Below are 11,568 nucleotides of genomic sequence, written 5' to 3'. Positions count from 1 at the left end.
TTGGCACGAAACATGATGCAGAAGAGGTACAACTGAACGCCTTCAGGAAAACGCAAAATGTCCGACTTCTCCAGCAAACTTCAGAGATATCGCCAGAGCCCAAGCCTGCTCCAGGTGGTGGCTTGATGCGTAAGCTTGGCGCTGCAGCGCTTTTCAGTGTTGGTTTTCGGCCGTTCTTTCTGGCCGGGGCCGGGTTCGCCAGCCTCGCCGTGGCGGTCTGGGCAATGTGGCTGTACGGCCGTTTACCCCAAGCGCAACCCGTGGGCGGCATGCTGGCCTGGCATCGACATGAAATGCCCTTCGGATTTGCCGCTGCCATCATCGCCGGGTTCCTCCTGACCGCGGTGCCGAACTGGACAGGTCGACCGGGGCTCAAGGGCTGGCCGCTGATCGGCCTGGTGCTGGTATGGCTGCTGGCGCGGCTGGCCTGGTGGCTGCCGATGCCTGCATCCTTGCTGCTGGCCTTGCAGGTGCCTTTTCTGCCGCTGCTGGCATGGGCGTTGGGGCGCGACCTGGTGGCTGCGGGCAAGCGCGAGAATTATCCGATTCTGCTGATGGTGTCGCTGCTGGCCGGGTTTCAGGCGTTGACGTTGTTGGGTTTTGTCGTTGATGACGGCAACCTGCAACGACATGGCGTGCTGGCCGCCCTGTGGCTGGTCGGTGCGCTGATGAGTGTGATTGGCGGGCGGGTGATTCCGTTCTTTATCCAGCGCGGCTTGAACCGTCCGGCAACGGCTGCGGCCCATCCGTTGCCGGGCAAAGTGCTGCTGGTCAGCGCCATGCTGGCAGCGCTGTCCTTTGCCGCCGGTTTGAATGACGTCCCCCGTGTGTGGCTGGCGCCGTTGTTTGCGTTGATCAGTGCTTTGCACCTGCTGCGCCTGTGGCGCTGGAATGACCGCGGCCTGTGGCGCGTGCCGCTGCTGTGGTCGCTGTACCTGGCTTACGCCTGGCTCGCCGTGGCGACACTGGCCATGGCGCTGTGGCACCTGGGTTGGCTGGCGCAACAAAGCCTGGCCACCCATTCGCTGGCCGTCGGCGGTATCGGCGGGTTGATTCTGGCGATGATCGCGCGGGTCAGTCTGGGGCATACCGGGCGTTTGCTGCAGCCGTCCGGGGCGGTCGTAGCGGGGTTTGTCCTGGTGTTGCTGGCGGGGGCGTGCCGGGTAGGGCTGGTGCCTTTTTCCAGTCTTGGATTGGCGCTGTCGGCGCTGTTGTGGTGTAGCGCTTTTGCGGTTTTTGTCTGGCGCTACACCGGGATCTTGTTGGGGCCAAGGCTCTAGTGAAGGGTTCCAGGGCCGTCCATCGAGGCGGCCTTTGCATGACCGGTGGTCGATGCGCAATGGTCTGGCGGCAAATCTGCGCTTAGCTGAAGGGATACCCGAGGCGCGCGCAGGTTGTACAAGGCTGCAGCGACGCCCCTTCAGATCACCGTGAGTCTGAGGAATCGCGCCATGCTCACCCTGAACATCAATGGCCAGGATCAGGAGCTGGATGTCCCCGCCGACATGCCGTTGCTCTGGGTCTTGCGCGATGTCGCCCACCTTACCGGCACCAAGTTCGGTTGCGGCATGGCCCAATGTGGAGCCTGCACAGTGCACGTCGATGGCGCGCCGCTACGCTCCTGCATCACACCGGCTACTGCCGTCGCCCATGGACAAAAGATTCTCACCATCGAAGGCCTGTCGGCGGACGGCTCGCATCCGGTGCAAAAGGCCTGGGCGGAACTCGACGTGGTTCAGTGCGGTTACTGCCAGTCCGGGCAGATCATGTCGGCGGCGGCGTTACTGGCGAAAATTCCCAAACCGACCGACAGCGACATCGATCAGGCGCTGTCCGGCAACATCTGCCGCTGCGGCACTTACCCGCGGATTCGCGCGGCGGTCAAGCGCGCCGCCGAGCTGGGTTGAGGTGGCCATGAACAGCATCAACGGGTTATCGCGCCGTGGTTTTCTCAAGGGCAGTGCTGTGCTGGGCGGAGGGCTGGTGGTGGCGTTTGTCATGCCCGGCGCCCACCGGTTCGCCATGGGCGCGGAGAATCAAGGCAACGTATTTGCGCCCAACGCTTTCCTGCGCATTGGCAATGACAACAGCGTCACCGTATTGCTCGGCCATTCGGAAATGGGCCAGGGCATCTGGACCGGCCTGACCATGCTGATTGCCGAAGAACTGGACGCCGACTGGTCGAAGATCCGCGTCGAGCATTCCCCGGCATCGGCCGCCGACTACGGTATGCCCGGGTTTGGCGGGATGCAGATCACCGGCGGCTCGACCTCGACCTGGATGGAGTTCGATCGCTATCGTCAGGCCGGCGCGGCGGCGCGCTTGATGTTGATCGATGCCGCGGCCAAGCGTTTCAACGTTGCTCCCTCCGAAATTCATACAGAGTCGGGCGTGGTGGTTGCCGGTGAGCATCGCGCCACCTACGGCGAGTTGGCCGATGACGCCGGACAGCTGCCACCGCCGGACCCCGCCTCGATCAAACTCAAGGACGCGAAAGACTGGCGGCTGATCGGTAAACCCACCCAGCGTCTGGACACACCGGAGAAAATCACCGGCCGGGCGAAATTCGGCATGGACGTGCAGTTCGATGGGCTGATGACGGCGATGGTCGCCCGTTCGCCCACCTTCGGCGGCAGCGTCAAATCCTTTGAAGGCGCCGAGGCGCTGGCGATTCCTGGCGTGCACAAAGTGGTGCAAGTGCCGACGGGCATTGCGGTGATTGCCGATCATTACTGGGCGGCGAAGCTGGGGCGCGATGCGCTGAAAGTCGAGTGGAACCCGGGGCCGAACGCGAGGCTCAATAGCCAGGCGCTGCTGGAAAGCTTCCGCAAGCTCGCCGCCACCCCTGGGCTGAACGCCGGTCAGGCGGGCGATACCCCGGCTGCGCTGGCGAAAGCGGCCAAGACCATCGACGCCGAATACAGCGTGCCCTATCTGGCCCATGCGCCGATGGAACCGCTTAACTGCACCGTGAGCATCAGCAAGGACAAGTGCGAAATCTGGACCGGCACCCAGTTCCAGACCCTGGACCAAATAGTCGCCGGGCAAATCACCGGGCTTAAACCCGAGCAGGTCGAGATCCATACCGAGTTTCTCGGCGGCGGCTTCGGGCGCCGGGCCAATCCGACCTCGGATTTCGTCAGCGAAGCGGTGCATGTCGCCAAGGCCGCCCGGATGCCGGTGAAAACCGTGTGGGCGCGGGAGGACGACATCCGCGGCGGCTATTACCGTTCGGCGTTCCTGCACCATGCGCGTATCGGGCTGGGCGCTGACGGCCTGCCACTGGCCTGGAAGCATGTGATGGTCGGGCAGTCGATCATGGCTGGAACCTCGCTTGAAGCGAGCATGGTCAAGGACGGGATCGACAAGACCTCGGTCGAAGGCGTGGCCGACAGCCCCTACATCGGAGGGCTGGCCAATCACCAGATCGAACTGCACTCGCCGCAAACCGGGATCAGCGTGTTGTGGCTGCGTTCGGTGGGCCACACCCACACCGCGTTTGTCGTGGAGTCGCTGATCGATGAACTGGCCACGGCGGCCGGCAAGGATCCGGTGGAGTACCGGCGCACCTTGCTCAAGGACCATCCGCGCCACCTCGGTGTGTTGAACCTGGCGGTGGAGAAGGCCAACTGGAAGGCACCGCTGCCCGATGGCCATGCCCTGGGTGTGGCGGTGCATGAATCCTTCGGCAGTTACGTGGCCCAGGTGGCCGAGGTGTCCCAGGACAACCTCGCCATCCACGTGCACCGGGTGGTGTGTGCGGTGGACTGCGGCATTGCGGTCAACCCGCAGAGCATCGCTGCGCAGATGGAGTCGTGCATCACCTTTGGCCTGAGCTTCGCCTTGCACAGCAAGCTGACACTCAAGGACGGGCAGGTGGTGCAGTCCAACTATCACGACTATCAAGTGCTGCGGCTCAACGAAATGCCGGTGGTCGAAGTGTATATCGTGCCCAGCAGCAACAAACCCGGCGGTATCGGCGAAGCCGGTGTGCCACCCACGGCACCGGCGGTGGCCAACGCGGTTTTTGCCCTGACCGGGCAGCGCCTGCGCGAGCTGCCCTTGCAGCTGTCGGGGGTGTGAGATGAAACGTCACCACTGGTTGCTCGGGACGGTGATTCTGATCTGTCTTGCAGCCTACGCGTCGCATGTATTCGCCGATGACCGCGAGGCCTTGCAGGCGTTCGACACCGTGCAGAAGGTCTTCCAGAGCCCGCGTTGCCAGAACTGTCACATTCCCGGGGATTCGCCGCTGCAATTCGATGCCGGCGTGCCCCACGCCATGAATGTCGTGCGCGGCATGGACGGCAAGGGCTCGGCCGGGTTGCCCTGTGCAGCCTGCCATGGGCAAAGCAATCCACCGGCCAGCTATGGCCCTCATGCGCCGCCCGGGGCGCCACACTGGAGCCTGCCGCCGGCAGCGCAGCGGATGGCCTGGATCGGCCTGCCGGCCGACCGTCTGTGCGCGATGATCAAGGATCGCGCCAGCAACGGCGACCGGGATTTCGCCGCGCTGATCAAGCACGTCAGCGACGACAAACTGGTGCTGTGGGGCTGGAACCCGGGTGGCAATCGCGCGCCGGTGCCGGTGCCGCACGACATCTTCGTCAGCCAGTTCAAACGCTGGGCCGACGCAGGAGGGCCGTGTCCGGTGGCGGGTAGCTGACCAACGGCGCGCTTGCAGGGAGTCAATGCGGGTATGGGCGACTCTAAAGTGCATACCAGCAATGGGAGTGAACGATGTTGATCTCAGGCAAAACGGGCAAATCGGGCCGTTCCGCGAGCCCGTTGCTCACGCCACAGCAAGAACGGGAGCGGCTGCGTGAAATGGCGCGCCAGGCCGAGCGAGAGCTGGCGGGCGTGCAAATGGCAAGCATGGATGAGCTGACGCTGCTGTCCAATCGCCATGGCTTCACCGCGCTGGCCCGGCTCGGGCTGGACGCTTGCCTGGCGCTGGAGACGCCGGCGACGCTGCTGTATTTCTCCCTCGATGAGTTCAAGCGCATCAGCTATCTGTATGGCCGGGCCAAAGGTGACGATGCACTCAAGACCTTCGCCGATGTGCTGCGTATCGGCTTTCGTGAAAACGATGTGGTCGGCCGGCTCGAAGGCGACCGCTTCGTGGCGCTGCTGACAGGGTCTGGCACCGTGGAGACTGGGGCGATCAAGGCACGACTCAATGAGATACTCGACGAGCGCAACGCTGCGGCGCATCGCAGTTATGACATTCACTTCAGCGTAGTGCAGGTCGAATATGACCCGGTTGTTCATGGCTCGATCGAGGAGCTGCTGGAGGAGGCCGAGAGTGTGATGAGCCGTTAGGGCTGCGTTGTATTGGCTGGCCTCTTCGCGGGCAAGCCCGCTCCCACAGTGTTTTGCAGTGGACCGTCAATTTGTGAACAACGCCGGCCATTGTGGGAGCGGGCTTGCCCGCGAAGGCGGCCTGACAGGCTGCGCATATCCTTACTTGGCAAACAACTGCCCAATATCCTTGAACGCCTTGAACTCCAGCGCATTCCCGCAAGGATCGAACAGAAACATCGTCGCCTGTTCCCCCACCAGCCCCTGAAAACGAATCCCCGGCTCAATCACGAAGCGAGTTCCCAGTGACTTCAGCCGCTCGGCCAATGCTTCCCACTCCGCCATCCCGAGCACCACGCCAAAATGCGGCACCGGCACATCGTGGCCATCGACGGCGTTGGTGTGGGCTGCCTCTTGCGAAGGGTTTTTCGGCGCCAGGTGGATCACCAGTTGATGGCCGAAAAAATTGAAATCGACCCAATGGTCGCTCGACCGACCTTCTTCCAGGCCAAACACCGCGCCATAAAAGTGCCGGGCGGCGGGCAAGTCGTAGACCGGAATGGCCAGGTGAAAAGGGGACAGTTGCATCGGGCGAACCTCGGTGGTGGGTGGGCGTGGGTTGAGTTTAGCCCTGTGCTTTTTGATTGAAAGACGATAATTTTTGTGTCGAGCTCAAATTATTTCGATCAATCGAGGCCGCCATGCTGCGAGAACTGAAAACCTTTGTCGCCGTGGTGCGTCACGGCACGTTCGCCGCGGCCGGCATGCATATCGGCCTGACGCAGTCGGCCGTGAGCGCGCAGATTCGCAACCTTGAACAGGCCCTGGGCATCCGTCTGTTCGACCGCACCGGCCGCCAGGCGCTGCTCAATACGGCGGGGCAGCGTGCGTTGCCAATGGCCAGGGAAATGCTCGAAACCTTCAGCCGCATGGCGGTCAGTGACGATGTCAGCGAGTACCGTGGCGAGTTGAAAATCGGCGCGGTGGCGACCGCCCAGACCGGGCTGCTGCCTCAGGCGCTGTTGCGATTGCGCCAGCAGGCGCCCTTGCTGGAGCCCAAACTGGTGCCGGGTGTGTCACTGAACCTGCTGAGTCAGGTGGACACCGGAGAAGTGGATCTGGCGATCTTGATCAAGCCGCCATTCGAGTTGCCCAAGGAGTTGTCCGCGCAGGTGATACGCCGGGAGCCGTTCGTGCTGATCGTACCGGCGGACCTGGACGGTGATGATCCGTTGCAACTGCTCGCCGAGCACCCGCATGTGCGTTACGACCGCAATTCGTTTGGCGGGCGACTGGTCACGCGTTTTTTGCGCGAACAGCAGATCGAGGTGCACGGGGCACTGGAGCTGGATGAACTGGAGGCGATTGTCAAAATGGTCGAGTGTGGGTTGGGGATTTCCCTGCTGCCGGAGGCGGGGCTTTGGCTGGAGCATGGGGCGAAGGTCAGGGTGATCCGCTTAGGCGAGCTGACCTTCTATCGAGAAATTGTCTTGTTGCAGCGCTACAGCCAGCGTAATCAGGCGATTCAGCGGTTGTTTGCCCAATGCCTGACGCCGATAGCTGACTGAATATAACCCCTGTGGGAGCGAGCTTGCTCGCGATATCGGACTGACATTCACCATTGATGCCAACTGACAGATCGCCATCGCGAGCAAGCTCGCTCCCACAGGGGATTACATCAGGTCTGAAATTACGGGAATAAAAAACCCGCCAATAGAGGCGGGTTTTTATTGGCTGACCGAAGATTACTCTTCGAGGCTGCCCATGGCCGTGGTGTTGAAGCCACCGTCCACGTACATGATTTCACCGCTGATGCCGGACGCCAGGTCCGAGCACAGGAAGGCGCCGGCGTTGCCGACTTCTTCGATGGTGACGTTGCGGCGCAGCGGAGTTTGCGCTTCGTTGGCGGCCAGCATCTTGCGGAAGTTCTTGATGCCGGAAGCGGCGAGGGTGCGGATCGGGCCTGCCGATACGCAGTTGACGCGAGTACCGTCCGGGCCCAGGGAGCCGGCCAGGTAACGTACGCCGGCTTCCAGGGAAGCCTTGGCCATGCCCATCACGTTGTAGTTCGGCATGGTGCGCTCGGCGCCCAGGTACGACAGGGTCAGCAGGCTGCCGTTGCGGCCTTTCATCATTTCGCGGCCGGCCTTGGCCAGGGCCACGAAGCTGTAGGCGCTGATGTCGTGAGCGATGCGGAAACCTTCACGGGTGGTGGCTTCGGTGAAGTCGCCGTCCAGTTGGTCGCCCGGGGCGAAGCCCACGGAGTGCACGATGCAGTCCAGGCCGTCCCACTTTTTGCCCAGTTCAACGAAGACCTTGGCGATTTCTTCATCGCTGGCCACGTCGCACGGGAAGCACAGCTCAGGGTTCGAACCCCAGCTCTGTGCGAACTCTTCGACACGACCCTTGAGTTTGTCGTTCTGATAAGTGAAGGCAAGCTCAGCGCCCTCGCGATGCATGGCGGCAGCAATGCCGGATGCGATGGACAGCTTGCTGGCGACACCGACGATCAGTACGCGCTTACCGGCGAGAAAACCCATGTGTTGCTCCTCTTTCAGGTTATTGCGCAGTGGCCGGAGCCAAAAAAGCGGCTTCCAGCAACTGCTGTGTATACGGATGTTGGGGGGCGGCAAAAATGCTTTGCGCGTCTCCCTGTTCGACCACTTGGCCATGCTTGACCACCATCAACTGGTGGCTCAGCGCTTTCACCACAGCCAGGTCATGGCTGATAAACAGATACGTCAGGTTGTACTTGGTTTGCAGCGAACGCAAAAGCTCAACTACCTGGCGTTGTACCGTGCGGTCGAGCGCCGAAGTCGGCTCGTCCAGCAAAATCAACGCCGGTTTTAACACCAATGCCCGGGCAATGGCGATTCTCTGCCGTTGCCCACCGGAAAATTCGTGGGGGTAGCGGTGCCGGGTGTCCGGATCCAGGCCTACCTCCTTGAGTGCTGCAATGATCGCTTGTTCCTGTTGCGCCTCGGTGCCCATCCTGTGGATCCGCAGGCCTTCGCCAACGATCTGGCTCACGCACATCCGCGGGCTCAGGCTGCCGAACGGGTCCTGAAACACCACTTGCATCTGCCGCCGCAGCGGCCGGACCTGTTGCTGCGTCAGGCTGTCCAGCGCCTGGCCTTCAAAGCGAATGGCGCCTTTGCTGGCGATCAGCCGCAAAATCGCCAGGCCCAGGGTCGATTTACCGGAACCGCTTTCACCCACTATCCCAAGGGTCTGGCCCTGGGGCAGGCTGAAGTTGATGCCGTCGACCGCCTTGACGTAATCCACCGTGCGCTTGAGCAAGCCTTTCTTGATCGGAAACCAGACTTTCAGGTCCTCGACCGCCAGCAAGGGCGGACCGATCACGTTGCTTGCGGGCTTGCCGTCGGGCTCCGCTGCCAGCAGTTCCCGAGTGTACGGATGCTGCGGCGCACGGAACAATTCTTCGCACGATGCCTGTTCGACGATGCAACCTTGCTGCATGACACATACGCGATGCGCAATTCTTCGCACAAGGTTCAAATCGTGGCTGATCAGCAGCAGCGCCATGCCTAAACGAGCCTGCAATTGCTTGAGCAATTCGAGGATTTTCAGCTGAACGGTCACGTCCAGCGCGGTGGTCGGCTCGTCGGCGATCAGCAGTTCCGGCTCGTTGGCCAGGGCCATGGCGATCATCACCCGCTGGCGCTGGCCGCCGGACAATTCGTGGGGCAGGGCCTTGAGGCGCTTGTGTGGCTCGGGGATGCCGACCATCTCCAGCAGTTCCAGGGTGCGTTTGGTCGCGACCTTGCCGCTCAGGCCCTTGTGGATGCCCAGCACCTCGTTGATCTGCTTTTCGATCGAGTGCAGCGGGTTGAGCGAGGTCATCGGCTCCTGGAAGATCATTGCAATCCGGTTGCCACGGATGTGGCGGATGGTTTTTTCCTTCAGGTCCAGCAGGTTCTGCCCGGAATACTCGATGGTGCCGGAGGGATGGCGGGCGAGCGGGTAGGGCAGCAGGCGCAGGATCGAGTGTGCGGTCACCGATTTACCGGAACCGCTCTCGCCGACCAGGGCCAGGGTTTCGCCGCGCCTGATGTCGAAGCTGACGCCTTCGACGGCCCGCTGACAACGATTGCCGACGACAAATTCGACGGACAGGTTGCGCACTTCGATCAGATTTTCCTGATTCATTTCACTTCCTCGGGTCGAAGGCATCGCGAGCGGATTCGCCGATGAACACCAGCAGGCTCAACATCAGGGCCAGCACCGCAAAGGCGCTGATGCCCAGCCAGGGCGCCTGCAGGTTTGATTTGCCCTGGGCCACCAGTTCACCCAGCGACGGGCTGCCCGCCGGCAGACCGAAACCGAGGAAGTCCAGGGCGGTCAATGTGCCGATGGCGCCGGTGAGGATGAACGGCATGAAGGTCATGGTCGAGACCATCGCATTGGGCAGGATATGGCGGAACATGATCGCGCCGTTCTGCATGCCCAGGGCGCGGGCGGCACGCACATATTCCAGGTTGCGCCCGCGCAGGAATTCGGCGCGCACCACGTCCACCAGGCTCATCCACGAGAACAGCAGCATGATCCCGAGCAGCCACCAGAAGTTGGGTTGCACGAAGCTGGCGAGGATGATCAGCAGGTACAGCACCGGCAGCCCGGACCAGATCTCCAGGAAGCGCTGCCCGGCGAGATCCACCCAGCCGCCGTAGAAACCCTGCAAGGCGCCTGCGATCACGCCGATGATCGAACTGAACACGGTCAGGGTCAGGGCGAACAGCACCGAAATGCGGAAACCGTAGATCACCCGGGCCAGCACGTCGCGGCCCTGGTCGTCGGTGCCCAGCAGGTTGTCCGTCGAGGGCGGGGCCGGGGCCGGGACTTTCAGGTCGTAGTTGATGCTCTGGTAGCTATAGGGAATGGGCGCCCACAGCACCCAGGCGTCCTTGGCCTTGAGCAGTTCGCGGATGTACGGGCTCTTGTAGTTGGCTTCCAGCGGAAATTCGCCGCCGAAGGTGGTTTCCGGGTAGCGCTTGAGCGCCGGGAAGTACCAGTTGTTGTCGTAATGCACCGCCAGCGGCTTGTCGTTGGCGATCAGCTCGGCGCCGAGGCTTGCGCCGAACAGGATCAGGAACAGCCACAGCGACCACCAGCCACGCTTGTTGGCCTTGAACAGTTCGAAGCGTCGGCGATTGAGAGGGGACAGGTTCATCTCAATGCTCCCGGCTTTCGAAGTCGATGCGCGGATCGACAAAGGTGTAGGTGAGGTCGCCGATCAGTTTCACCACCAGCCCCAGCAACGTGAAGATGAACAGCGTGCCGAACACCACCGGGTAATCGCGGTTGATCGCCGCTTCGAAACTCATCAGGCCCAGGCCGTCGAGGGAGAAGATCACCTCCACCAGCAACGAGCCGGTGAAGAAGATGCCGATGAAGGCTGAAGGGAAACCGGCGATCACCAGCAGCATGGCGTTGCGGAACACATGGCCGTACAGCACGCGGTGGTTGGTCAGGCCCTTGGCCCTGGCGGTGATCACGTACTGCTTGTTGATCTCGTCGAGGAAGCTGTTTTTGGTCAGCAGGGTCATGGTCGCGAAGTTGCCGATCACCAGTGCGGTCACCGGCAGCGCCAGGTGCCAGAAGTAGTCGAGGATCTTGCCGCCCATGCTCAGTTCATCGAAGTTGTTCGAGGTCAGCCCGCGCAACGGGAACCAGTCCAGATAGCTGCCGCCGGCGAATACCACGATCAACAGGATGGCGAACAGGAACGCCGGGATCGCGTAGCCGACGATGATTGCCGAACTGGTCCAGACGTCGAAATGGCTGCCGTGTCGCGTGGCCTTGGCGATCCCCAGCGGGATCGACACCAGGTACATGATCAGGGTGCTCCACAGCCCGAGGGAGATCGACACCGGCATCTTTTCCTTGATCAGGTCGATGACCTTGGCGTCGCGAAAGAAGCTGTCGCCAAAATCCAGCGACGCATAGTTCTTGACCATGATCCACAAGCGTTCCGGCGCCGACTTGTCGAAGCCGTACATGTGCTCGATTTCCTTGATCAGCGCCGGGTCCAGGCCCTGGGCGCCGCGATAGGCCGAGCCTGCCACCGAGACTTCGGCACCGCCGCCGGCGATGCGGCTGGTGGCGCCTTCGAAGCCTTCGAGCTTGGCGATCATCTGTTCCACCGGCCCGCCCGGGGCGGCCTGGATGATCACGAAGTTGATCAGCAAGATGCCGAACAGGGTCGGAATGATCAGCAACAGTCGACGAAAAATGTACGCCAGCATC

Annotated in this window: 11 protein-coding genes; 6 read left to right on the top strand and 5 right to left on the bottom strand. The window is 62.1% G+C overall.

The window, feature by feature from the left end; translation table 11 throughout:
• The first annotated feature begins 125 nt into the window (after positions 1-125).
• The 5 genes from PPUTUW4_RS14720 (at position 126) to PPUTUW4_RS14700 (ending at position 5,322) form a co-directional block, all read left to right on the top strand.
• Complete coding sequence (locus tag PPUTUW4_RS14720) at positions 126-1,280, top strand: NnrS family protein (protein WP_015095386.1); 1,155 nt, start codon at positions 126-128, stop codon at positions 1,278-1,280.
• 171 nt (positions 1,281-1,451) lie between these two features.
• Complete coding sequence (locus PPUTUW4_RS14715; RefSeq protein ID WP_015095385.1) at positions 1,452-1,907, top strand: (2Fe-2S)-binding protein; 456 nt, start codon at positions 1,452-1,454, stop codon at positions 1,905-1,907.
• Between the two features lie 7 nt (positions 1,908-1,914).
• Positions 1,915-4,083: a xanthine dehydrogenase family protein molybdopterin-binding subunit gene (locus PPUTUW4_RS14710; protein ID WP_015095384.1), complete on the top strand. Its 2,169-nt coding sequence runs from the start codon at positions 1,915-1,917 to the stop codon at positions 4,081-4,083.
• Position 4,084: 1 nt separating this feature from the next.
• Positions 4,085-4,666: a hypothetical protein gene (locus PPUTUW4_RS14705; protein ID WP_015095383.1), complete on the top strand. Its 582-nt coding sequence runs from the start codon at positions 4,085-4,087 to the stop codon at positions 4,664-4,666.
• A gap of 74 nt (positions 4,667-4,740) precedes the next feature.
• On the top strand, positions 4,741-5,322 hold the full coding sequence (locus PPUTUW4_RS14700; protein WP_015095382.1) for a GGDEF domain-containing protein: 582 nt from the start codon (positions 4,741-4,743) through the stop codon (positions 5,320-5,322).
• A gap of 141 nt (positions 5,323-5,463) precedes the next feature.
• Here PPUTUW4_RS14700 and PPUTUW4_RS14695 read toward each other — a convergent pair whose 3' ends face one another.
• Positions 5,464-5,889 (bottom strand): VOC family protein, encoded by a 426-nt coding sequence (locus PPUTUW4_RS14695; protein WP_015095381.1) that lies wholly within the window; start codon positions 5,887-5,889, stop codon positions 5,464-5,466.
• 113 nt (positions 5,890-6,002) lie between these two features.
• Between PPUTUW4_RS14695 and PPUTUW4_RS14690 the strand changes: the two genes are divergently transcribed.
• The gene (locus PPUTUW4_RS14690; protein WP_015095380.1) at positions 6,003-6,869 is read left to right on the top strand and encodes a LysR family transcriptional regulator; all 867 of its coding nucleotides are present in this window, start codon (positions 6,003-6,005) and stop codon (positions 6,867-6,869) included.
• A 177-nt stretch (positions 6,870-7,046) separates the two neighbouring features.
• Here the strand turns inward: PPUTUW4_RS14690 and fabI are convergent, their stop codons facing one another.
• Genes fabI through PPUTUW4_RS14670 form a run of 4 tightly spaced genes read right to left on the bottom strand, consistent with a single transcriptional unit; the run spans position 7,047 to position 11,567 of the window.
• Complete coding sequence (gene fabI / locus PPUTUW4_RS14685) at positions 7,047-7,841, bottom strand: enoyl-ACP reductase FabI (protein WP_007979113.1); 795 nt, start codon at positions 7,839-7,841, stop codon at positions 7,047-7,049.
• Positions 7,842-7,860: 19 nt separating this feature from the next.
• Positions 7,861-9,471: an ABC transporter ATP-binding protein gene (locus tag PPUTUW4_RS14680; RefSeq protein WP_015095379.1), complete on the bottom strand. Its 1,611-nt coding sequence runs from the start codon at positions 9,469-9,471 to the stop codon at positions 7,861-7,863.
• A gap of 1 nt (position 9,472) precedes the next feature.
• Positions 9,473-10,492 (bottom strand): ABC transporter permease, encoded by a 1,020-nt coding sequence (locus PPUTUW4_RS14675; protein ID WP_015095378.1) that lies wholly within the window; start codon positions 10,490-10,492, stop codon positions 9,473-9,475.
• 1 nt (position 10,493) lies between these two features.
• Entirely contained in the window at positions 10,494-11,567 is a 1,074-nt protein-coding gene (locus PPUTUW4_RS14670) for a microcin C ABC transporter permease YejB (protein WP_007979116.1), read from the bottom strand.
• Between the last annotated feature and the right edge of the window lies 1 nt (position 11,568).

Source organism: Pseudomonas sp. UW4 (assembly GCF_000316175.1).
GTDB lineage: Bacteria > Pseudomonadota > Gammaproteobacteria > Pseudomonadales > Pseudomonadaceae > Aquipseudomonas > Aquipseudomonas laurylsulfatiphila.
The sequence above is the reverse complement of the archived record's forward strand: the minus strand, read 5'-3'. Positions and strand labels throughout refer to the sequence as shown.